At 54.2% G+C, this 22,078-nt stretch carries 25 protein-coding genes, 1 pseudogene and 1 other annotated feature; of the genes and pseudogenes, 8 read left to right on the forward strand and 18 right to left on the reverse strand.

Features of this window, described 5'->3' with window-relative positions; all coding sequences use genetic code 11:
- Positions 1 to 5: 5 nt before the first annotated feature.
- Positions 6 to 1,466, reverse strand: coding sequence for a cardiolipin synthase (cls, locus tag ACTJKZ_RS04185; RefSeq protein WP_440829284.1), 1,461 nt, complete (start codon positions 1,464 to 1,466; stop codon positions 6 to 8).
- Positions 1,467 to 1,636: 170 nt separating this feature from the next.
- On the opposite strand from cls, the gene ACTJKZ_RS04190 reads away from it, so the two are divergent.
- Positions 1,637 to 1,810: a YciY family protein gene (locus ACTJKZ_RS04190; RefSeq protein WP_095707117.1), complete on the forward strand. Its 174-nt coding sequence runs from the start codon at positions 1,637 to 1,639 to the stop codon at positions 1,808 to 1,810.
- Between the two features lie 22 nt (positions 1,811 to 1,832).
- On the opposite strand, the gene ACTJKZ_RS04195 is transcribed toward ACTJKZ_RS04190, so the two are convergent.
- Positions 1,833 to 2,150, reverse strand: a complete 318-nt coding sequence (locus ACTJKZ_RS04195) for a hypothetical protein (RefSeq protein ID WP_161733971.1) — start codon at positions 2,148 to 2,150, stop codon at positions 1,833 to 1,835.
- A 345-nt stretch (positions 2,151 to 2,495) separates the two neighbouring features.
- Between ACTJKZ_RS04195 and ycgZ the strand changes: the two genes are divergently transcribed.
- A complete protein-coding gene (gene ycgZ, locus ACTJKZ_RS04200) occupies positions 2,496 to 2,738 on the forward strand; it encodes a regulatory protein YcgZ (RefSeq protein ID WP_161733969.1) in 243 nt (80 codons plus the stop codon).
- Positions 2,739 to 2,937: 199 nt separating this feature from the next.
- On the opposite strand, the gene ACTJKZ_RS04205 is transcribed toward ycgZ, so the two are convergent.
- Positions 2,938 to 3,123, reverse strand: coding sequence for a hypothetical protein (locus tag ACTJKZ_RS04205; protein WP_285088399.1), 186 nt, complete (start codon positions 3,121 to 3,123; stop codon positions 2,938 to 2,940).
- A 76-nt stretch (positions 3,124 to 3,199) separates the two neighbouring features.
- Positions 3,200 to 3,496, reverse strand: coding sequence for a YciI family protein (locus ACTJKZ_RS04210; RefSeq protein WP_003853909.1), 297 nt, complete (start codon positions 3,494 to 3,496; stop codon positions 3,200 to 3,202).
- A gap of 197 nt (positions 3,497 to 3,693) precedes the next feature.
- On the opposite strand from ACTJKZ_RS04210, the gene tonB reads away from it, so the two are divergent.
- Positions 3,694 to 4,443 (forward strand): TonB system transport protein TonB, encoded by a 750-nt coding sequence (tonB, locus tag ACTJKZ_RS04215; RefSeq protein ID WP_161733965.1) that lies wholly within the window; start codon positions 3,694 to 3,696, stop codon positions 4,441 to 4,443.
- A gap of 36 nt (positions 4,444 to 4,479) precedes the next feature.
- On the opposite strand, the gene yciA is transcribed toward tonB, so the two are convergent.
- From yciA to ACTJKZ_RS04235, 4 genes are read right to left on the reverse strand one after another with little or no spacing between them, the layout of a single operon-like run.
- Entirely contained in the window at positions 4,480 to 4,902 is a 423-nt protein-coding gene (yciA, locus tag ACTJKZ_RS04220; RefSeq protein ID WP_161733963.1) for an acyl-CoA thioester hydrolase YciA, read from the reverse strand.
- 58 nt (positions 4,903 to 4,960) lie between these two features.
- Positions 4,961 to 5,500: a septation protein A gene (locus ACTJKZ_RS04225; RefSeq protein ID WP_161733961.1), complete on the reverse strand. Its 540-nt coding sequence runs from the start codon at positions 5,498 to 5,500 to the stop codon at positions 4,961 to 4,963.
- 51 nt (positions 5,501 to 5,551) lie between these two features.
- Positions 5,552 to 6,286 carry a YciC family protein gene (locus tag ACTJKZ_RS04230; RefSeq protein WP_222925409.1) on the reverse strand — a complete coding sequence of 245 codons (735 nt, stop codon included), beginning with the start codon at positions 6,284 to 6,286 and terminating at the stop codon, positions 5,552 to 5,554.
- Between the two features lie 27 nt (positions 6,287 to 6,313).
- The gene (locus tag ACTJKZ_RS04235) at positions 6,314 to 6,730 is read right to left on the reverse strand and encodes a YkgJ family cysteine cluster protein (protein ID WP_161736509.1); all 417 of its coding nucleotides are present in this window, start codon (positions 6,728 to 6,730) and stop codon (positions 6,314 to 6,316) included.
- A gap of 254 nt (positions 6,731 to 6,984) precedes the next feature.
- Between ACTJKZ_RS04235 and ompW the strand changes: the two genes are divergently transcribed.
- Complete coding sequence (gene ompW, locus ACTJKZ_RS04240; RefSeq protein WP_237566755.1) at positions 6,985 to 7,617, forward strand: outer membrane protein OmpW; 633 nt, start codon at positions 6,985 to 6,987, stop codon at positions 7,615 to 7,617.
- Positions 7,618 to 7,662: 45 nt separating this feature from the next.
- Here the strand turns inward: ompW and ACTJKZ_RS04245 are convergent, their stop codons facing one another.
- The 6 genes and pseudogenes from ACTJKZ_RS04245 to ACTJKZ_RS04270 form a co-directional block, all read right to left on the reverse strand.
- Positions 7,663 to 7,977: a BON domain-containing protein gene (locus ACTJKZ_RS04245; RefSeq protein ID WP_009089937.1), complete on the reverse strand. Its 315-nt coding sequence runs from the start codon at positions 7,975 to 7,977 to the stop codon at positions 7,663 to 7,665.
- A 149-nt stretch (positions 7,978 to 8,126) separates the two neighbouring features.
- Complete coding sequence (gene trpA / locus ACTJKZ_RS04250; protein WP_161736508.1) at positions 8,127 to 8,930, reverse strand: tryptophan synthase subunit alpha; 804 nt, start codon at positions 8,928 to 8,930, stop codon at positions 8,127 to 8,129.
- Positions 8,930 to 10,120: a tryptophan synthase subunit beta gene (gene trpB, locus ACTJKZ_RS04255; RefSeq protein WP_161736507.1), complete on the reverse strand. Its 1,191-nt coding sequence runs from the start codon at positions 10,118 to 10,120 to the stop codon at positions 8,930 to 8,932. Before trpB ends, trpA begins: the two co-directional genes overlap by 1 nt.
- Before the next feature lie 45 nt (positions 10,121 to 10,165).
- Positions 10,166 to 11,527 carry a bifunctional indole-3-glycerol-phosphate synthase TrpC/phosphoribosylanthranilate isomerase TrpF gene (trpCF, locus tag ACTJKZ_RS04260; RefSeq protein WP_440829285.1) on the reverse strand — a complete coding sequence of 454 codons (1,362 nt, stop codon included), beginning with the start codon at positions 11,525 to 11,527 and terminating at the stop codon, positions 10,166 to 10,168.
- 2 nt (positions 11,528 to 11,529) lie between these two features.
- A pseudogene (trpD, locus tag ACTJKZ_RS04265) lies at positions 11,530 to 13,124 on the reverse strand (bifunctional anthranilate synthase glutamate amidotransferase component TrpG/anthranilate phosphoribosyltransferase TrpD).
- Entirely contained in the window at positions 13,124 to 14,689 is a 1,566-nt protein-coding gene (locus ACTJKZ_RS04270; protein ID WP_222925411.1) for an anthranilate synthase component 1, read from the reverse strand. Before ACTJKZ_RS04270 ends, trpD begins: the two are co-directional and overlap by 1 nt.
- A 23-nt stretch (positions 14,690 to 14,712) precedes the next feature.
- Positions 14,713 to 14,814 (reverse strand) — a sequence feature (Trp leader region).
- A 153-nt stretch (positions 14,815 to 14,967) separates the two neighbouring features.
- On the opposite strand from ACTJKZ_RS04270, the gene rnm reads away from it, so the two are divergent.
- Positions 14,968 to 15,852 carry an RNase RNM gene (rnm, locus tag ACTJKZ_RS04275; protein WP_161736503.1) on the forward strand — a complete coding sequence of 295 codons (885 nt, stop codon included), beginning with the start codon at positions 14,968 to 14,970 and terminating at the stop codon, positions 15,850 to 15,852.
- 12 nt (positions 15,853 to 15,864) lie between these two features.
- Complete coding sequence (locus ACTJKZ_RS04280; RefSeq protein ID WP_013358020.1) at positions 15,865 to 16,485, forward strand: L-threonylcarbamoyladenylate synthase; 621 nt, start codon at positions 15,865 to 15,867, stop codon at positions 16,483 to 16,485.
- A gap of 12 nt (positions 16,486 to 16,497) precedes the next feature.
- On the opposite strand, the gene ACTJKZ_RS04285 is transcribed toward ACTJKZ_RS04280, so the two are convergent.
- On the reverse strand, positions 16,498 to 17,145 hold the full coding sequence (locus ACTJKZ_RS04285) for a serine protease (protein WP_161736502.1): 648 nt from the start codon (positions 17,143 to 17,145) through the stop codon (positions 16,498 to 16,500).
- Positions 17,146 to 17,926: 781 nt separating this feature from the next.
- On the opposite strand from ACTJKZ_RS04285, the gene rluB reads away from it, so the two are divergent.
- On the forward strand, positions 17,927 to 18,817 hold the full coding sequence (gene rluB / locus ACTJKZ_RS04290; protein WP_061062581.1) for a 23S rRNA pseudouridine(2605) synthase RluB: 891 nt from the start codon (positions 17,927 to 17,929) through the stop codon (positions 18,815 to 18,817).
- Between the two features lie 54 nt (positions 18,818 to 18,871).
- On the opposite strand, the gene cobO is transcribed toward rluB, so the two are convergent.
- On the reverse strand, positions 18,872 to 19,462 hold the full coding sequence (cobO, locus tag ACTJKZ_RS04295) for a cob(I)yrinic acid a,c-diamide adenosyltransferase (protein ID WP_161736501.1): 591 nt from the start codon (positions 19,460 to 19,462) through the stop codon (positions 18,872 to 18,874).
- Positions 19,462 to 20,223 carry a YciK family oxidoreductase gene (locus ACTJKZ_RS04300; RefSeq protein WP_440829286.1) on the reverse strand — a complete coding sequence of 254 codons (762 nt, stop codon included), beginning with the start codon at positions 20,221 to 20,223 and terminating at the stop codon, positions 19,462 to 19,464. Before ACTJKZ_RS04300 ends, cobO begins: the two co-directional genes overlap by 1 nt.
- A 170-nt stretch (positions 20,224 to 20,393) precedes the next feature.
- On the opposite strand from ACTJKZ_RS04300, the gene sohB reads away from it, so the two are divergent.
- Positions 20,394 to 21,440, forward strand: coding sequence for a protease SohB (sohB, locus tag ACTJKZ_RS04305; RefSeq protein ID WP_161736499.1), 1,047 nt, complete (start codon positions 20,394 to 20,396; stop codon positions 21,438 to 21,440).
- 27 nt (positions 21,441 to 21,467) lie between these two features.
- Here the strand turns inward: sohB and ACTJKZ_RS04310 are convergent, their stop codons facing one another.
- Positions 21,468 to 21,716, reverse strand: a complete 249-nt coding sequence (locus ACTJKZ_RS04310) for a YciN family protein (protein ID WP_150015109.1) — start codon at positions 21,714 to 21,716, stop codon at positions 21,468 to 21,470.
- Between the last annotated feature and the right edge of the window lie 362 nt (positions 21,717 to 22,078).

Here is a 22,078-nt window from a genome sequence, read left to right on the forward strand (position 1 = left end):
TCGTTTTACAGTAAAGGACTGAAGAAGTAAAACAGTCGTTCGACGATGCGCTGCCACCAGGCACGTTTTGCCCAGCGCTTACCGTCCAGCAGGCGGGAGCGGGCAATGTAGTCATCCTGCACACAGGCGAGATCGCTGCCAAATCCTGCATCATCCACCACCAGCGTCACTTCAAAATTCAGCCATAAACTGCGCATATCAAGGTTAACGGTTCCCACCAGACTCAGCTGTCCGTCGACCAGCACGCTTTTAGTGTGCAGCAGACCATCTTCAAACTGATAGATTTTCACGCCCGCTTCCAGCAGTTCGCTGAAGAAGGAGCGGCTGGCCCAGCCTACCAGCAGGGAGTCGTTGTGGCGCGGCACAATCACGCTGACACTCACGCCACGCTGCGCAGCGGTACAGATAGCATGCAGCAGATCGTCGCTGGGCACTAAGTAGGGTGTGGTCATAATCAGCTGTTCACGCGCTGAATAAACCGCGGTCAGCAGCGCCTGATGGATCATATCTTCCGGGAAGCCAGGTCCGGAGGCGATCACCTGCACGGTGTGGCCGCTCTCCTGCTCAAGCGGCATGATGTTGCGATCGGGCGGTGGGGGAAGAATGCGTTTACCGGTCTCAATCTCCCAGTCACAGCTGAACACAATGCCCATCGCGGTCGCAACCGGGCCTTCCATACGCGCCATCAGGTCAATCCACTGGCCTACACCCGCGCTCTGTTTAAAGAAGCGTGGATCCACCAGGTTCATGCTGCCGGTATAGGCAATGTAATTATCAATCAGAACGATTTTGCGATGCTGACGTAAATCCATTCGCCGCAGGAAGACGCGCAGCAGGCTGACCTGCAAGGCCTCCACGACGTCGATACCGGCATTGCGCATCATGCCGACCCATGGGCTGCGGAAAAAGTTGACGCTGCCTGCGGAGTCGAGCAGCAGTCGGCAATGAACGCCACGGCGTGATGCGGCCATTAGCGATTCGGCGACTTCATCCGCCAGGCCGCCGGGATGCCAGATGTAAAACACCATCTCAATGTTATGACGGGCCAGCTGGATATCACGAATCAGCGCCTGCATGACGTCGTCGGCGCTGGTGAGCAACTGAAGCTGATTGCCCTTAACCCCGGCAATGCCCTGACGATGGTAGCAAAGCTCAAACAGTGAACGGGCAACGTCACTGTGCTCGGTGGCAAAAATTTCACGGCACTGTTTCAGGTCGTTGAGCCAGCGTGCGGTCGACGGCCACATAGTGCGGGCGCGCTCCGCGCGACGTTTGCCCAGATGCAGTTCGCCAAACGAGAGATAAGCGATAATACCCACCAGCGGCAGAATATAGATAACCAGCAGCCATGCCATCGCCGAGGTTACGGCCCGGCGCTTCATTAATACACGCAGCGTAACCCCGGCGATCAGCAGCCAGTAACCAAATACCAGCAACCAGCTGATCAGGGTATAAAAAGTGGTCATAAAGTGGACATCCCGTTCGCGCTTTCGTCTGGCAAGTTTACGTGCAGATCATCGCTAACGAAACCCTTTATCCCGGACAGTCCCGATGAGAGATCTGATTTGGCATTACGACGGAGATCTCTATAATGCCTTCGCACAGGTCTTGCATGTATGAAGTCAGAGAGGATGTGATGAAACGAAGCAGAAATGAAGTGGCGCGCTGGAGAATGTTACGTCAGGTGCATCGCCGCCGCTCCCGCTGGCTGGAAGGGCAGTCGCGGCGTTACAAGCGTATCCATTGCATTCGCCATCAACTGGCACAGCAGCAACGTCGCTCGATCCTGTTTATTACGCAGTTAGTTTAGGTTATATCGGCAGCAGCCCTGCTCAGGCTTCAAAAAATCCCGACTCTGCCATGACTCGTCGCGCTATAGCATGCTCCTGACGCGACGCACCCCGGTCACTGACTTCGCGCATGAGGCACTCCATCGTGCTGCCCAGCGCCGCTGGTCTGCGATACCCCGTCCGATCGTACCATTCGTAAGACCATTTTCCCGATTTACGCTGGTAATAGAGGGTCAGCCATGCAGAGCAATTTGCAGGATAACCACTCATGACTTCGATTTTCGGATCAATAATCGCCACAATTCGGGATAACAGTGGCTCGATCAGAGTAAGTGACTGGCCGGGATAGGTTTTATTCATAATTTGCCCGCGATTACGCTGTGCTTCCATTCAGAGGTTTAACTCACAAAAGCTAAATGTAGACAGCTCTGCCAGATAATTCCTCCCGACGGCTAAAAAAATGACACAGAGATCATTTTTTAAAGCTAAACAGGCTATCTCAAGGTGTAATTTAAGAGGTGTACAGCCGCTGACGTTAAACCTGTACAACTTTACATTTTTGCAAGTCACTGTTCCTAAATGATTTATTCATTTAATCAGCAGGCACGGCGAAATTTTGAGTTAAATATCTGTACAGTTAAGGGGTTGTTGTATAACTTTACCGTATCGGTTACTAACTTTTAATGAATCCTATGAGGGCCAACCATGCAGACTAACGTTCGTATTCCCGCTTCAGTATCTGACCTCTCCGCTTATTTACACAGTGCTGCACAGCCTTCACAGCAGGCCATTCTGGGGTCTGTCGTGACGGAAATCATCGCTTCTGGCCGTAGCCTGAACCGTAAAGCGATTTGCTCAAAGCTGATCAGCCGTTTACAGCATGTCACCAGCCCGGAAGAAGAGCAGCACTATCATGCGCTGATTGGTCTGATTCTGGACAGGGGTTAATTCAACGCCACTATGCCAGTGAGTGACGGGAAAACAAAGCGGGCTAACTTAACGAGCAGGCCCGCTTAGCCATAAATAAGCTCTTAACGGTCAGGCGGAGAGCGTCGCGTTCAGCCGTATGGGCAGAGGAGTAATGCAGTACGAAAGCTTTTTCTGACAGGGGTATTTACGCTGATATCGCAATAAGCTGCATGAATCATTAACCCGAAAGACGTTGTGACGTCATCATCAGCGTTACATTCACCAACTGCAGTGCTGCCGCCAGCACGATCAGCATCACAATCCACTGCTTTTTACTACGCCAGCCCTTTGTTCGCCAGAGGTATAGCGCACCGCCAATCAGTAAAGCGATAATTGCCAGTAGCCCCAGAATGATTATCTGCATTTTTTCTCTCTGAATATTCAAAACAAAAATGGCGTCTGTGCCAGGCACAGACGCCATTTTGACTGCAGATACGTTATCAGAAGACGCGTTTAAACGGCTTAACCGAGACCTGTTTATAGACGCCCGCCGCAAAGTAAGGATCATCCTGGGCCCATGACTGTGCGGCTTCTAAGGACGGAAACTCAGCAATAACGGTTGAGCCAGTGAAGCCCGCCACGCCGGGATCGTTGCTATCCACAGCAGGCATTGGGCCTGCGATGATCAGGCGTCCCTCCTCCTGCAGCAGTTTGAGCCTCGCCAGGTGGGCAGGGCGCACGGCGTTACGTTTTTCCAGTGACTCTGCAGTATCTTCTGCATAAATGACGTAAAGCACTAAGGAACTCCTGGTTATCAGAATTTTGCAACACGTTAAGGGATTGACGATTAGAGTGCAAACGAAACCTGTGGGCGGCTAATGGCTCAGCATAAAGGGCTAAAAAGCGCTTTTCTTCAGGCCGGATGGCGGGAGTTATTGAAACTGATTGCTATTTGCATTTAAAATCGCTGCTCTATTCAATCACTGCGACTGTTATGACCACGCTGACTATGCCATTTCCTAAACGCACGCCTGTCTCCATGTTGTTGTCTGTTGCTCTGCATGGAGTCGTGATTGCCGGAATTCTTTATGCTTCATTCCAGCAGGTGATTGAGGTGCCCAAAGCATCGCAGCCCATCAGCGTTACCATGGTCGCGCCTGAAGTCCAGCCCGAGCCAGCACCGGCTATCGCAGAGCCGCCTGCGCCACAACCTGAACCGCAGCCTGAACCGGAGCCACAGCCAGTGCCGGAACCGCCAAAAGCGGAGCCGGTACCCCTTCCGAAACCTGAACCGAAGCCTAAGCCTAAGCCTAAACCAAAGCCGGAACACAAACGGGAGCAGCCAAAACGCGAGGTGAAGCCGCGTCAGGAGAGCAAACCGAAGGCCGACCCGTTTAAGCAGGAAGCCCCGGCGACGCAAAACAAACCGACCACGGCGCCAAAATCTACACCGTCACCTGGCTCATCGGCCTCAACTGGCCCTAAGGCACTGAGCGTGAGTAAGCCTGGCTATCCTCAGCGTGCTTTTGCATTGCGGGTAGAAGGACGTGTAAGGGTGAAGTTTGATGTGGACAGCGACGGACGGGTAGATAACATCCAGATTCTCTCTGCTGAACCGCGCAATATGTTTGAGCGGGGCGTTAAGCAGGCGATGAAAACCTGGCGCTATGAGAAAGGAAAGCCAGGACAGGGTCTTACCATGAATATCGTGTTTAAAATTAATGGTGGTGCCAGCATTGAATAAGGTACCGGGTCAGGCAGACGCCGCCTGACCCGTCACTTATCCAGCAGGCTGCTGATTGGCGCGACCGGCTGGCAGAGGACGGGAATTGCCCGCATTGTCGACCGCCACATAAATAAACACCGCTTCCGTCGCAATGTAAGTTTGTCCAATCGGCTCAGACGACACTTTTTTGATCCACACTTCCACATTAATCGTCATGGAACTGTTGCCGGTACGAAGACAGCTCGCATGGCAGCTCACCACATCGCCCACCGCGACGGGCTTCATAAATGACATGCCGTCGACGCGAACCGTCACCACGCGTCCTTCAGCGATCTCTTTCGCCAGGATAGCGCCACCCATATCCATCTGTGACATCAGCCAGCCACCAAAAATATCGCCGTTGGCGTTGGTGTCTGCTGGCATGGCGAGCGTACGCAGCACCATTTCGCCTTTCGGCAATTTATGTTTTTCGCCCATTGCTTCCACTTCTATGCAGGTGAATGCTAAAAAAATGCCCGGCGGACCGGGCAGATGATTATTTTTGTTCCTGCTGCGGCATCTGTCGCCAGATGTAAAGCCCGCTGAGCAGGGTAAACAGTAAGGTCAGACCGGAGAGACCGAACACTTTAAAGTTAACCCAAAACGCCTGAGATAACCAAAAGGCGACATAGATGTTTACCAGGCCGCAGATGAAGAAGAACAGCGCCCAGGCAACGTTGAGCCGACGCCAGACCGCATCGGGCAGGTGTAACTCTTTGCCCAGCATGCGCTGAATCAGCGTCTGCTCCATAAACCACTGGCTGTAGAGCAGGGCGGCGGCAAACAGGCTGTAGATCACCGTGACTTTCCACTTAATGAACTCATCGTTGTGGAACACCAGCGTCAGGGTGCCAAAAACCGCCACCAGCACAAAGGTGAAAATCGTCATCTTTTCCAGCTTGCGATAGAGCACCCAGCTGACAACCAGCGCCAGGCCGGTGGCCACGATCAGTGCGCCCGAGGCGACAAAAATGTCATACAGCTTATAGAAGATGAAAAAGACCACCAGGGGGAGAAAGTCGAGTAGCTGCTTCATAGTTTTTCCATTCAGAGTTGGCTGCGAATGTGCCCGAAGGCACACCGCCAATCAACGTAACAGCATATAGAGCCGATAAAGATAGATAATCAACATCGCTGAAACCACATTGCCAGCCGCGGTAAAAATCACCGACGAGACATTGAGGGGTAATACCGTCAGCGATGAGAAGAAAAGCATCACAATGACTTTAGCCAGCAGCCAGAGCAAAATCGCCGGGGCGATCAGCCTGACATTCTTCCACGCCATCCGCATACTGGCGCGCATGGCGGCAAAGACACCCATCTTCTCACTCGCCACCATCACCGGCGCCAGCGACAGCAGGATCGTCAGCAGAATGCCTGGCACGACCAGCACCATAAAGCCCAGCTGCGCGACCAGCGTCATCAGGAAGGTGAGCAGTAGCAGCTTTGGCAGCAGCGGTGCTGAGGCACCAATGGCCCGCAACGCACTGACACGCTGGCCGGAAGAGACCATCGGGATCAGATAGAGCATACCGCCAAGCAGCAGGGTATTCCCCATCAGCGCGGCAAAAGTGCTGGCCGCTGAGGCGCGCAGCAGTACCTGTTGCTGTTCCGGTGACATATTCTGCACCATCTCAAATAACGAACTGGCGCTGTCATCGCCCTGCTGCAGGATGGCCATCTGATCGGCACCAGGCGTCAGCACATGCACCAGCATGACGGTGACAAACGCGGCCAGCAGCGACATCAACAGCACCGTAGCCAGTTGATGGCGCGCGAAATTTCCTGTGTCACGGTATAACGAGCTTGCCGTGATAGACATGTACACTCCTTGGAGGAACCGGGTTAATTAACCCGGCGATTGTACATGTTCTGGCAGCTCCGGGGCACCCGGCAGGGCATAACTTTCTGTAATATGAGGTAAAGAGGGCGCAAAAAGGGCAGGAAGGCCATAACGCGCGCGGGCGCGATCGCAGGCTTCATTATGGATACCTGCTTCACCCGACATTGAAAACTCCCGACAGGGCGTCGGACGTTGTTCATAAATGCCGCAGGAAACGCAGCCGCCAATGTCGCCCTGCAGGGCGACGCAGCGGGGCGCACGATCGTTGGTACCCCGCATGTTGCGCATTAACAGGCCTAAAGGCTCCGTTAATTCAGTGGGAACCAGACCGCCCGCATCATCGGCTTCAGCCCAGTAAAATGAGACGCGGAAATGGGCGCAGCAGGCGCCACAGCTGACACAAGGGTTAGAGAGCTCACTCATTTGATCACCCGCCCCTCCCAGGGCATCGAACCAAAATCAACAATGAAGATAAGCAACATAGGGCCAGCGAAATTATTCAGCAAGCGGAATTTGCATGCTGCTGACAGCGCCGAAATTGATCTAAATCAATTCATTGTTTTTTAAGCAATTTATCTCAGGGGTACTGAGTGCAATTTTCTGTAAATCGCGTTAAATAATTGCCAGCAAAAAAAGCGATTCCGTTCGCGACATTAACATTAAGCAAAGGAGTGATAATGAAACTGGCAAAATGCGCGATGCTGCTGGCCCTGGCCCTGCCTCAACTGGCGATGGCCCACGAAGCAGGCGACTTCTTTATGCGTGCCGGCAGCGCTACCGTCCGGCCGACTGAGGGTTCCGATAATGTGTTAGGAATGGGCGAGTTCAGCGCCACTAATGACACACAACTCGGCCTGACCTTCACGTACATGGCAACAGACAATATTGGTGTTGAGTTACTGGCCGCCACGCCTTTCCGTCACAAAGTGGGTCTTGGCCCGACGGGTACGCTGGCTACCGTTCGCCAGTTACCGCCGACGCTAATGGCGCAGTACTATTTCTTTGACAGCAAAAGCAAAGCGCGCCCTTACGTTGGCGTGGGGATCAACTACACCACCTTTTATGATGCCGATTTCAACCAGACGGGCCGCGATGCGGGCCTGACCGATCTCAGCGTGAAGGACTCCTGGGGTGTGGCGGGTCAGGTCGGTCTGGATTATCAGATTAACCGTGACTGGATGCTGAATGCATCAGTGTGGTACATGGATATTGATACGGAAGTGAAGTTTAAAGCAGGAGGCGAGCAGCAGAATATCAATATGCGCATCGATCCCTGGGTCTTCTTCTTCGGAGCGGGTTACCGTTTCTGATGAGAAAAAGGCCGCTGAATCAGCGGCCTTTTTTCTGTTACGACGTTATTTGATCTGCATATTGTTGACGACTGACTTCACGCCCGGCACGCTGCGCGTAACCTGAACGGCACGATTCGCCATCTGTGGTGATGAAACAAAACCGCTCAGCTGAACTTTACCTTTGAAGGTTTCTACGTTGATTTCAGTCGATTTCAGCGAGTCATCTTTCAGCAGTTCACCTTTCACTTTTGTGGTCACCACGGTGTCATCAATATAGCCACCGGTTCCCTCTTTGGTTGCGGTTGGCGCACAGGCGCTCAGTGTCAGCGCAACCACGCCCGCCAGTACAGCACCTGTCAGCAGTTTAACGAATTTCATTGCTCTCTCTCCCTGTCACAAAATGGATGCGACGTTACCGTAACGGCGCATTGTCATTGTGGTGCAGATTTTGCAAAAAGGGCAAATAGCGGAATGAAAAAAAAGGAAACAAATCATGCCTTATCGCGCGATAAGGCATGATGGCAGGATTAACGGCTGGCGGCCTTGAGGCGGCTGACAAAATTCTTCAGTTCACTCAGCATGACCTCAGGCTCTGCATGGTGTTTTTCAATGATTCTGACAATCGCAGATCCGGAGATAGCACCCGCTGCACCGGCAGCGATCGCTTCTTTCACCTGTTCCGGCTCTGAAATACCAAAGCCCTGCAGCGGCGGCGCGGCGTGGTATTCACGCAGCTTGTCGATCAGGTGCTGCAACGGCAGGCTGGCACGGTTTTCAGCACCGGTCACACCCGCGCGTGACAGCAGGTAGGTGTAACCCCGTCCGTGTGACGCGATCTCGCGCAGCAGCTCATCGCTGGCGTTAGGCGGACAGATAAAGATAGGTGCTATGCCATGACGCAGCGCCGCCTGACGGAAGGGTGCAGACTCTTCAACCGGCACATCCGCAACCAGCACCGAATCCACACCGGCTTCAGCACAACGGGCATAGAACGCATCCACGCCGTTGGTGAAAACCAGGTTAGCGTACATCAGCAAGCCAATCGGCAGATCCGGGTATTTACGGCGGATAGTCGCCAGCATTTCAAAACACTGGCTGGTGTTGGTACCCGCCGCAAAGGCGCGCAGCGTGGCGTTCTGAATGGTCGGGCCATCTGCCAGCGGATCGGAGAAGGGAATACCCAGCTCCAGTGCATCCGCGCCACCTTCCACCAGCGCGTCAATCACGCGCAGTGAAAGCTCCGGAGAGGGATCGCCCAGCGTAACGAAAGGAACGAAAGCGCCTTCGTTATTCGCTGACAGCCGTGTAAACAGTTGATTGTAACGTTCCATCAGATTTCTCCCTGCGCTGTCAGAATGTCATGAACGGTGAAAATATCTTTGTCGCCGCGGCCAGAGAGGTTGACCACGATCAACTGCTCTTTTTCTGGTTCAGCGTGAATCATCTTCAGGGCATGCGCCAGAGCATGAGAAGACTCCAGCGCCGGAATAATCCCTTCCGCACGGCACAGCTGTTTAAAGGCGTCCATCGCTTCATTATCGGTAATGGAGACATACTCCGCGCGACCAATGCTGTTCAGATGCGCATGCTGCGGACCCACTGACGGGAAGTCGAGGCCGGCAGAGATTGAATAAGACTCCTCAATCTGGCCATCGTGGGTCTGCATCATCGGCGATTTCATACCGAAGTAGATGCCGACGCGACCATGTTTGAGCGGTGCGCCATGCTCGCCGGTTTCAATGCCGTGACCCGCGGGCTCCACGCCGATCAGCTTCACGCTGGTCTCATCGATGAAGTCGGCAAACATCCCGATGGCATTTGAACCGCCGCCTACGCAGGCGAGGATCGCGTCAGGCAGCCGGCCTTCTCTTTCCAGAATCTGCTTTTTGGTCTCTTCACCAATCATGCGCTGGAACTCACGCACGATAGTCGGGAAGGGATGGGGACCCGCCGCGGTGCCGAGCATATAGTGTGAAGTCTCATAGCTGCCAGACCAGTCACGCAGCGCTTCGTTACAGGCATCTTTCAGCGTGGCGGAGCCGCTGTGAACCGGGATCACTTCTGCACCCATCAGACGCATACGAAACACGTTAGGAGACTGACGTTCGACATCTTTCGCACCCATATAGATGCGGCACTTCATGCCCAGCAGCGCACAGGCCAGCGCGGAAGCGACGCCGTGCTGACCGGCACCGGTCTCGGCAATGATTTCGTTTTTGCCCATACGTTTAGCTAACAATGCCTGACCCAGCACCTGGTTGGTCTTATGCGCGCCACCGTGTAGCAGATCTTCACGCTTAAGATAGAGGCGGGTTTTGGTGCCTTTCGTCAGATTTTTACACAGTGTCAGGGCAGTAGGACGACCGGCATAGTTCTTCAGCAGGTCGGTAAACTCGGCCTGAAACTCAGGATCTTTCTGGGCGTCGACAAACGCCTCTTCCAGCTGGCGCAGGGCTGGCATCAGGATCTGCGGAACATACATTCCGCCAAATTCGCCAAAGTAGGGATTCAGTAACGTCATTTTTCTCTTCCTTTCTCGGGCCCGCCGTTGAGCAGGCCAGGCAAATCAGTAGGCACGCAGCGTCTGAAACACCGCGGCAATTTTTCGGGCATCTTTGATGCCAGGCGCGCTTTCCACACCAGAGTTGAAGTCCAGTCCGGCACAGCCCAACTGCGCGGCTTCAACACAGTTATCCGCACTCAGGCCACCGGCCAGCAGCACATTGTCCAATGTCTGCCCCTGTAACAGCGACCAGTCAAAACACTGTCCGGTTCCGCCATCACCATTATCAAATACATAGCGGTCGACATGTGGCCAGTCGCGCGCAGGTAATGCGCCTTCAATGCGAAGTGCTTTCCAGATTTGAATCTCTGCAGGTAAGGAAGCACGCAATTCTGCCACAAATTCCGGCGTTTCATTGCCGTGAAGCTGCACTGCTGACAGCGAAATCGTACTGGCCTGCGTGACAACGTCACTGATGGAGTGGTTGCGGAAAACCCCGACGTAACGCAGCGGCGCGGCGGCAATCACATGTTGTGCCGCGGCGGTGTCAATCTGGCGCGGTGACCCTTCCGCGAAAATCAGACCGCCATAGATTGCACCGGCTTCATACGCAGCGCGGGCATCTTCGGCACGGGTCAGACCGCACACTTTATTGCTACCCAACGTAACCCGACGTACCGCACCGGTCAGGTCAGCTTCTTCCATCAGGGCAGACCCAATCAGGAAGCCGTTGGCAAAGTGGCTCAGCTCACGAATATCTGCGTAGCTGTTTATGCCTGATTCGCTGATTACGGTGACGCCGTGTGACAGGCGTGGCGCCAGCTGACGAGTGCGGTTGAGATCGATAGAGAGATCGCGCAGGTCGCGATTGTTAATTCCCACGACTTTTGCCTGCAGCGCGATAGCCCGCTCCAGTTCCTCTTCATTACTCACTTCCGTCAGGATGCCCATTTTCAGGCTGTGCGCTACGGCGGCCAGCTGACGATATTGCTCATCATCCAGCACCGACAGCATCAGCAGGATCGCATCCGCCTGGTAATAGCGGGCCAGATAGATCTGATAAGGGTCGATAATAAAATCTTTGCACAGCACCGGCTGGGTGATGGCGGCGCTGACAATCGGCAGAAAGGCGAAGTCACCCTGAAAATATTTCTCATCGGTCAGCACGGATACCGCAGAAGCATAGTGGCGGTAAACCCCGGCTATGGCGGCCGGATCGAAATCCTCGCGAATCACACCTTTTGAGGGCGACGCCTTTTTACATTCCAGGATAAACGCAGTTCTTGCACCCTGCAGCGCGTCATAGAAATGACGGCTGGCAGGTTCAATGCTGTTCTGAAAGGTGGAGAGAGGCTGCTGCTGCTGACGGGCTTCCACCCAAATCGCTTTGTCCTGAACAATTTTTTCTAACACGGTGCCTTTCATGATTATCCTCTTGCTGCCAGTGCGACAACACGCTCATAAGCCTGTCCGCTGCGGATGGCGTTAAGCGCCTGCTGTGCGTTTTCACGCAGATCTTCCTGACCGAATACTTTAAGCAACATCGCCACGTTGACGGCGACCGCCTCCTCATGGGCCTGCTGGCCATTACCCTGGAGTAAAGCCGTCAGAATGTCACGATTTTCTTCCGGCGTGCCGCCCGCCAGCGCCTCTTTGGGATGGAAGCCAAAACCAAAGTCTTCCGGCGAGAGCTGATAGCGGGTAATTTCCCCTTCACGCAGCTCAGCCACATGGGTCACATCGTGCAGCGCCACTTCATCCATGCCGCCACCGTGAACCACCGCGGCGCGCTGATAACCCAGTACTTTCAGGGTCTGCGCAATCGGCAGCACCAGTTCCGGGCTGTAGACGCCAATCACCGCCAGTGGCGGGCGCGCCGGGTTGATTAATGGGCCTAACACGTTGAACAGCGTGCGGGTCTTCAGCTGCTGGCGCACTGGCATCGCGTGGCGAAAGCCGGTGTGATACTGCGGCGCAAACAGGAAGCAGACGTTAAGGTCGTCCAGCGCCTGACGCGCCCGGTCAGCGGGCATATCAAGGTTGATTCCAAAGGCGGCCAGCAGGTCAGACGAACCCGATTTACTGGAGACGCTGCGGTTGCCGTGCTTCGCCACTTTCAGACCGCAGGTTGCGGCAACAAAGGCGCTGGCCGTGGAGATATTAATGCTGTTACTGCCATCGCCGCCGGTGCCGACGATGTCGGCAAACGCGTATTCCGGGCGGGGAAACGGTTTAGCATCTTCCAGCAGCGCCGTCGCGGCTCCGGCGATCTCTTCCGGTGTTTCACCGCGTACTTTCATGGCGATCAGCGCGGCAGCGAGCTGCGTTGGCTCCAGCTGTCCGGTAATAATGGCGCTGAATAGCTGATGACTCTCCGCCTGATTCAGCGTCTGCGCCTGGTAAAGTTTTTCCAGTGTCTGTTGCATGATTATTCTCCCTGTTACTTTGCCAGCGCCCAGGCCAGCGTCTGCTCAAGCAGGCGCGCGCCCTGAGAAGTCAAAATCGATTCAGGATGGAACTGAAACCCGCAGACGCGATCGGTTTCATGACGAACCGCCATCACCATCCCGTTAAAGCTGGCGTTGACTGTCAGCTCATCCGGCGTGTTGCTGCCCACCAGCGAGTGATAGCGCGCCACCGGCAGTGGATTACTCAGGCCGGCAAACATCGCCTCGTCGTCATGGACGATAGACGAGGCTTTGCCGTGCAGGATTTCGCCCGCCTGGCCTACATGGCCGCCATAGGCTTCCACAATCGCCTGATGGCCCAGGCAGATGCCGATAATCGGCAGACGTCCACGCAGCACCCGCAGCAGTTCCGGCATACAACCGGCATCTTTTGGTGCGCCGGGACCCGGTGACAGCATCAGCACCGGATCTTCCATCCGCTCCAGCTGTGCAATTAGCAGTTCAGCGGGCAGGTTGTTGCGGTAGATCACCACGTTGTGACCAAAGGTCCGCAGCTGATCAACCAGGTTATAGGTAAAAGAGTCGATGTTATCGAGCAGCAGAATATCGGCCATCAGAAGATCTCCTTGCAGTGATGGGCAGTCGCGATAGCGCGCAGAACGGCACGGGCTTTATTGCGGCTTTCATCCGCTTCAGCCTGCGGATTCGAATCCAGCACCACACCAGCGCCCGCCTGAACGGTGGCGACGCCATCTTCGACATAGGCCGAACGAATAACGATGCAGGTGTCGAGATCCCCCTGCGCGGTGAAGTAGCCCACCGCGCCACCATAGCTGCCGCGACGGGTGCGTTCAGCACCGGCAATCAGTTGCATAGCGCGAACTTTTGGCGCACCGCTCAGCGTGCCCATGTTCATACAGGCGCGATAGGCGTGCAGCACGTCGAGGTCGGCGCGCAGCGTGCCGACGACGCGGGAAACCAGATGCATCACGAACGAGTAGCGATCAACTTTGGTCAGGTCAGCCACGTAGCGGCTGCCTGGCACGCAGATGCGCGCCAGATCGTTACGCGCCAGATCCACCAGCATCAGATGTTCAGCCAGCTCTTTATGGTCGGTGCGCATCTCCAGCTCAATGCGGCTGTCGAGATCGCGGTCCAGTGAGCCATCGGCATGGCGACCACGTGGACGGGTACCGGCAATGGGGTAGATCTCAATCTGACGAGAGGTCGCGTCATACTTCAGCGAGCTTTCCGGCGATGCGCCAAACAGGGAGAAATCCTGATCCTGCATAAAGAACATATACGGGCTTGGATTGCTGTTTTTCAGCGTGTCATAGGCGGCCAGCGGTGACGGGCACGGCAGTGAGAAGCGGCGTGATGGCACGACCTGGAAAATTTCACCGATGCGAATCGCCTGCTGCATGGTGCGAACCACATCACAATACTCTTCATCGCTCTGGCTGGTGGTCAGCGTCATCTGTTCGACCTTTTGTACCGGCAGCGCAGGCGCTGGCTGCAGCATCTGGCCGTGCAGTTGCTCAATACGGCGTTGCAGACGCTGGAACTCGCTGGTGGACGGGCAGAACAGGCTGGCCTGCAGACGCGCACTGCGGGTCTGGTGATCGATCACCAGTAACGTCTCTGCCAGGTAGAAACAGTAGTCGGGGCAGCGTTGCTGATTATCCAGTTCCGGCAGGGTTTCAAAACCAGCCACCAGGTCATAGGCAAACAGGCCACCCAGCAGCACGGCTTCGCGCTCGTCGGCAGAGGCGTTAACCAGCTGTGGAATCAGACGCAGTGCATCAAACACCGAGAGTGCTTTGAGACGGGAATCTTCGTCCTGATGCGGATCGGTGCTCTGCGGAAAAGTCAGCTCACGTCCATCGGGACGGACCTGATTGCTGACGGAAGCGGGCAGGGCCTCATCCAGCAGCGGCAGCACGGCACGGCCATTTTCTGACAGCGCCTGAACGATAACCGTATTACCCATGGCGCTGATACGCAGCGCGCTGTCGACAATCAGCAGACTTTTTAAATTACGCTTGCTGTCGATATCCGCAGATTCGAGCAGCAGGGTTGCCGGACGTGCGCCGCACAGCTGGTGAAACACTGCGGCCGGATCTTCGCGGTAAGGCGCGGTGCCGGTAATCAACTTCACTGTAGGTTTCGCATTTGGCATGATGATTTCTCTGAATTTCGCTCAAAAAAAAGCCCGCTCGGTGGCGGGCTCAGGTATTAGCACAGTGTTTACGCAAAGTGTGCACGATCCTGTCGCCCGTTTTCGGGAACATTGCGCCAACCGTTTAAATGCGTGATTACAACAGCCATGATTGAATACCCGTTACGTGTGAACTTGTGTACTAGTTAACGGGTTCATGGCGTAAATGTCAATACACTTTTTCACTGACCGTGAAAATCGTTATCATGCTGGCCGGTTTAGTTTTAGCAGGAGTTCTCTTGAGCGATATCGCCCGTTTCCCGGTTTATGATTTACACAGCCACACGCGCGCCTCCGATGGCTTACTGACGCCAGCCGCGCTGGTGCAGCGAGCCGTTGAGATGCGCGTGGGCGTACTGGCGATCACCGATCACGACAGCGTTGCAGGGGTAGAGGAAGCGCAGCAAACGGCACGCGACCACGATTTACCAATAAAAGTGCTGCCCGGGGCAGAGATCTCCACGCTGTGGGAGAACCATGAGATTCACATCGTCGGCCTGAACATTGATATTCACCATCCGGCGATGGTGACCTTTCTGGCCGGACAACATGACTGCCGCCGGACGCGGGCGCAAGAGATTGGTGAGCGACTCGCGAAGGCACGTATCCCGGATGCGCTGGCGGGTGCGATGCGTCTGGCTGATGGCGGCGTCATTACCCGTGGTCACTTTGCCCGCTTCCTGATTGAGCAGGGCAAAGCGGACAATATGGTACAGGTATTCAAAAATTATCTGGCGCGTGGCAAAACCGGCTACGTGCCGCCACAATGGTGTACAATTAAACAAGCCATTGATGCGATTCATCATTCTGGTGGGTGTGCCGTGCTGGCGCATCCTGGCCGATATGGCTTATCGGCGAAGTGGCTCAAACGGCTGGTCGCCCATTTCCGCGAGGCGGGCGGCGATGCGATGGAAGTCGCGCAGTGCCAGCAGCCACCCAATGAGCGTACAACGCTGGCACAATATGCCAGAGATAATGCACTGGCCGCATCACAAGGTTCTGATTTTCATCAACCCTGCCCGTGGATTGAACTGGGTCGTAAACTCTGGCTGCCCGCAGCGGTTGAGCCGGTCTGGGAACGCTTCCCGGATCTCGCGCCCGGCCTGACAATCACGGAAAGGTGACACGAGGTTTCTATGAGTCAATTGTTTCACATTCATCCGGACAATCCCCAGCCACGGCTGATTAACCAGGCGGTCGACTACCTGAACAAAGGCAGCGTCATTGTCTATCCCACCGATTCCGGCTATGCGCTGGGCTGTCGGCTGGAAGAGAAGGGCGCGATGGAGCGGATTTGCCGTATCCGTCAGCTCGACGGGCACCACAACTTCACCCTGATGTGCCGGGATCTCTCTGAGCTGTCGGTTTATTCGCAAGTGGGTAACTCGGCTTTTCGTCTGCTGAAAAACAATACGCCAGGCAACTACACCTTTATTCTCAAGGCGACCAAAGAAGTGCCGCGTCGCCTGATGAATGAAAAGCGTAAGACCATTGGTCTGCGCGTGCCCTCCAATCCGGTAGCGCTGGCGCTGCTGGAAGCGCTGAATCAGCCGATGATGTCGACCTCATTGATTCTGCCAGGCAACGATTTTACCGAGTCAGACCCGGAAGAGATCCAGCACAGCATTGGTAAGCTGGTCGATCTGATCATCGACGGTGGTACGCTGGGTCAGCAGCCGACCACGGTGGTCGATCTGACCACCGATTCGCCGGAAATCGTGCGTGAAGGCGTGGGCGATACCCGCCCGTTCCTGTAATTACGTCGGGCTTCAGACACCGCGCGTCGGTGTCTGAGCCAGATTCGACTCTAACCAGTTCTTAAACTGACCGTAAGGAATATAAAGTGATACATCTTTGAGGATCACTTTGTTATTACGCCCATTCCTGATCGAGTCAGAATAGCCAACAATAACGCCGCCCAGCGTATCATCCCGGTTATACACGCCACCGCCAGACATTCCCTGAACGACGCCCGCATTCGAGGCCATCGCTAAGCAGGGACTTTTATTCCATTTATTCCGAATAGCCGTGCGGGCTAAATTAACCCCGGACGATTCAACCGGCATCGCTGAAATAAAGCTGTAGCCATACATTTTAACTGGATCACCGATGTCACTGCTGCGGAACTTAGTCAGCGTGCTGGCATCATTCTTGTGATAAATAATCGCAAGGTCGCAATAAGGGTGATAAGACTTAACGCGCTGCACGGCGGTTTTAGCCACGTGCGCAGCCGTAAGGCTATATTCAGGCGTCAGAGGAATGCTGGTGCCCAGTGTGCCCAGACCGAGGATCGTCGGAATGCCTGTCACGCTCATATCTACGTGCTGCATCGCCGTACGACTGTACTCGGTGTGGCCCACGGAACACCCGCTCAGCACCAGTGCAGCAAGCACCGGGCTCAGAAAGAGGTTTCTCATGATGTTTTTCTTTATTCAGGCATGTCGGGAAATCCCTGGTGAAGATTTTTGACATGCAAGCAAGGTTCATCACTGAACTGTATTAACGCAACAACTCCGGATGCGCCGGTTTATTGGATTAATGTAAAAACACTATTTTTATTAACGAATCAATTAAGCAAGACTCAAATGTCGCAAGAACGCTTTATCGCGTGCTTTGCTTTTTTATTATGCTGCCGTGATAAAGTGTATCAGCTTAATAATGTCGTACAATTTATTAAAGCTAATAACAATCAAATTGCATGAGAAATAAGGTTTTAAATCAATCTTCATTAGGAATAATCTGACTTTTTGATTTTGGCAGTGCATACGGAATGATTAAATTCAATTAACCAGCATTTTATGCTGTCTTTGATATTTTTTTTAGATGTTATAAAGCCTGGTAAGAGTGATGGAAGTGTAAGATAGCGTTAAGGTTTTATTCTCAGAATATCGCGTTGATGAAAAACGGGTGGTTAGAAAATTTAATAGTGATCAGCTATAAAGTTTTTGATACACGCGTTTTATTAAACATATTCTCTTACCATACGCCGCGTTTTTTATTAAATCAGCAGCAAGGATTATCAGAGCTCAAACTATGAGAGGTTAACCTTTCTTTATTTACGATGGCACTATCCATAAAGGGCGTTACTTCAGCGTTAAATGCCTGTATAATGGGGCAAACTTGCTAAGTTAACTTGTTGATTTAGAAAGGATTATCACCCAATCATGACGCCTGGGAAGGCGACAAAGAGGAAGCTCAATGAGCGAAAAGTTACAGAAAGTCTTAGCGCGTGCCGGACATGGCTCGCGTCGTGAAATCGAATCAATGATTGCTGCCGGCCGTGTCAGCGTTGACGGCAAAATCGCCACCCTGGGCGACCGCGTCGAAAGCAGCAAATCTCTGAAAATCCGTATTGATGGCCATCTGGTATCGATTGCTGAATCAGCAACCGAAGTTTGCCGCGTGCTGGCTTACTACAAACCGGAAGGTGAACTCTGTACCCGCAGCGATCCTGAAGGCCGCCCGACGGTGTTTGACCGTCTGCCTCGTCTGCGCGGTTCACGCTGGATTGCCGTTGGCCGTCTGGATGTGAACACCTGTGGTCTGATGCTCTTCACTACCGACGGTGAACTGGCGAACCGCCTGATGCATCCGAGCCGTGAAGTGGAACGTGAGTATGCGGTGCGCGTGTTTGGTCAGGTAGACGACGATAAAATTCGTCAGCTGAGCAAGGGCGTTCAGCTGGAAGATGGCCCGGCTGCGTTTAAAACCCTGAAGTTTGGCGGCGGAGAAGGCATTAACCAGTGGTACAACGTCACTCTGACGGAAGGACGTAACCGTGAGGTGCGTCGTTTATGGGAGGCGGTCGGCGTACAGGTCAGTCGTCTGATGCGCGTTCGCTATGGCGATATCACCTTACCAAAAGGCCTGCCGCGCGGCGGCTGGACCGAACTGGATCTGCCTGCGGTGAACTACCTGCGTAACCTGGTGGAGCTGGATGATGAAACGGTCACCAAGCTGGTGGTCGAAAAAGATCGTCGTCGCACCAAGGCGAACCAGATTCGTCGTGCAGTAAAACGTCACAGTAAAGTGAGCAGCACGCCACGTGCGCCACGCCGCAATCCGGGCAGCAAACGTAACGCCGGTTAATATCGTTGCCCGATCGCTAAAAACGCAGCCCCAGGGCTGCGTTTTCTTTTTATGTTACCAGTCAATTCCCTGCTGAGCCTGTATACCGGCATCAAAGGCGTGCTTCACCGGCCGCATTTCCGTCACCGTATCCGCCATTTCAGTCAGGCGACGATGACAGCCACGTCCGGTAATGATGACGCTCTGATGCGCCGGGCGCTGTTGCAGGGCAGTGATCAGATCGTCCAGCGGCAGATAATCCATGCTGACCATATAGGTTATTTCGTCGAGCACGACCAAATCGAGCTGCGTATCGGCCAGCATCCGTTTTGCATGCTGCCACACGGCCAGACAGGCGGCAGTATCCGTTTCGCGGTTCTGTGTGTCCCATGTGAAACCGGTTGCCATCACCTGAAACTCAACACCATGCTGTTCCAGCAGGTTACGCTCACCATTCGGCCAGTCCCCTTTAATGAACTGAACAGCCGCTGCGCGTTTACCGTGTCCGGTGGCGCGCAGGGCGGTACCAAAAGCCGCAGTGGTTTTGCCTTTGCCATTGCCGGTAAACACCATCAGGATGCCACGCACCTCGGTGGCTGCTGCAATCCGCGCATCGACCTGCTCCTTCAGGCGCTGCTGACGCTGCTGATGACGATCGTCAGCCATTACTCTGCGGCTCCGGGTTTTCTGCCCGGCTGCGCATCAAAGCTGATACCGGTTTTGCGCCGGCTGTCATCACCCATCAGATAAAGATAGAGCGGCATCAGATCGGCAGGCGTTTTCAGCTTGTTAGCATCTTCCTGTGGGAAGGCGCTGGCGCGCATTTTGGTCCGCGTTCCACCCGGATTAATGCAGTTCACCCGCAATGCCTGCGTTTTATACTCATCGGCCAGTACCTGCATCATCCCTTCGGTGGCAAATTTAGAGACGGCGTAAGCGCCCCAGCCCGCGCGACCGGTACGGCCAACGCTGGAGGTGGTAAAGACCAGTGAACCGGCATCTGACTTTAACAGCAACGGCAACAGCGCCTGGGTCAGGAAGAAGGTGGCGTCCAGGTTGATGTTCATCACCTGCTGCCAGATCTGAGGGTCGAGTTCCGCCAGCGGAACGATTTCACCAAGGATACCGGCATTGTGCAGCACGCCATCAAGGCGAGAAAACTGCTGTGACAGCTGTTCTGCTACCTGATGGCAACGTTCCGGCGTCGCTTCAGCCAGGTCGAACACGACGGTATGAGCAGCACATTTATTAAGTTGATCGATTGCCTCTTTAACCCGCTGAAGTTTCTCAGGGCTACGGCCCATCAGGATCACTTCAGCACCATAACGGGCATACGTCAGCGCCGCTTCCCGACCAATGCCATCTGAAGCACCCGTGACCAGGATAATACGGTGATTGAGCAGGTCGCTTTTCTGTTGATAATGCACAGCGGGGTCCTCCGGCGAAAACAACATGATTCCGCTTTATGCCCGAATTTACGAATGGGCGCAATCGCCAGACTACCCATTCTGTGCCGGCTGCTGGCATTTCAGGCGACGGAGCAGGGTAAAACGGCTAAACTGGCGAATTGTTTTTTATTCTTTGTGAAGGCGACCTGATGGATTTTATTTCAACGTATGGACTGTTTTTAGCGAAAGCGGTGACACTGGTGGTTGCCGTCGCTGCGATTGTCATGATTATCATGAATGCCGCGTTACGCAAACGGGCACAAAATGGTCAGCTTCGTCTGACCCATCTGGGTGATGACTATCAGCAGATGAAAGAGGATTTGCAGCTGGCAAAAATGAAGCCGCAGGCGCAGAAGGTCTGGCTGAAAAATCATAAAAAAAGTGAAAAGCTGAAAGCCAAAGCGGAAAAACAGGCGGCAAAGCAGGGACAGACAGACAGCGTTAAGCCCACGCTCTACGTACTTGATTTTAAAGGCAGCATGGACGCCGGTGAGGTGAGCTCACTGCGTGAAGAAATTTCAGCTGTGCTGGCGGTGAAGCAGCCTGGCGACGAAGTGCTGCTGCGCCTGGAAAGCCCAGGCGGCGTGGTGCATGGCTATGGCCTGGCAGCATCGCAGCTGCAGCGTCTGCGCGATGCGGGTCTGCACATCACGGCAGCCGTAGATAAAGTGGCAGCCAGCGGGGGCTACATGATGGCCTGCGTGGCAGATCGCATTGTGGCGGCACCGTTCTCGATCATTGGCTCCATCGGCGTGGTTGCGCAAATCCCTAACTTCAACCGCCTGCTGAAGCGTAACGATATTGATGTTGAGCTGCATACTGCCGGACAGTACAAGCGGACGCTGACGCTGTTCGGTGAGAATACCGAAGAAGGGCGCGAGAAATTTCAGGAAGATCTTGATGAAACGCACCTGCTGTTCAAGCAGTTTGTTCACCAGATGCGCCCGTCACTCGATATTGACCGGGTGGCAACCGGAGAGCACTGGTATGGTCGTCAGGCGCTGGATCTCGGCCTGATTGACGAAATCGGCACCAGCGATGACCTGATCATCCGTCAGATGGATCAATTCAGCGTACTTGGCGTGCATTATGCACGCCGGCGTAAAATGATGGACCGTTTTACCCAGAGCGCCGGCTCGGTGGCGGAACGGTTGCTGCTGAAACTCTGGCAGCGCGGCGAAAAGCCGCTGCTTTGATGCGAAACCCGGCCTGTGCCGGGTTTTTTATTCCAGGTGATAGCGCGGCGACAGCTCCACAGCAAGGTATTTGAAGACGTTAAACACCGCCGTGGTTTTCGTGGTCGGCAGTCCATCCGCATCAAGAAAGAACGGTCCGCGAAAGACCAGCACATCCGCCTGCTGAATCACCTCATCCGCCTGCATGCCTGCTAAATAATCATCATGTTCTTTAATCAACGCATTGGCCTTTTCCAGCAACGCCTGACGGGAAATAGCCTGAGTCGATCTCTGCATTTATTCGCTCCTTTTTGACAGCATCCAAATTCTTTCTATATTACTGGCCTGTCTCGCACCGTGACAAATCGGTCTGAACGATGAAAACCTGGCGTAAGTTCGGGCTGAGTGCTAATTAAGTTGCGTAACAGATTTTATCAGGTAGAGTGTGGGCGATTCCGATTTCAGGGATTTTGCACCGGGATGTGCGAAGAGTTCAGATGGAAAAAGCACGCTTTATCATGCAGTTGCAGCAGGCCGCATCATCTGATCTGAGATTGACCCCTCCGCCTTGAAATGTTAAACAGGCGCAGCAATATTGAACCCACTGGGTTTTTGGGCATCCAATCCTCTCCCGTTAAGCAGGATGTTTTCATTAGGTA

It is taken from the genome of Pantoea sp. 22096 (assembly GCF_052045955.1).
GTDB classification, from domain to species: domain Bacteria; phylum Pseudomonadota; class Gammaproteobacteria; order Enterobacterales; family Enterobacteriaceae; genus Pantoea; species Pantoea alfalfae.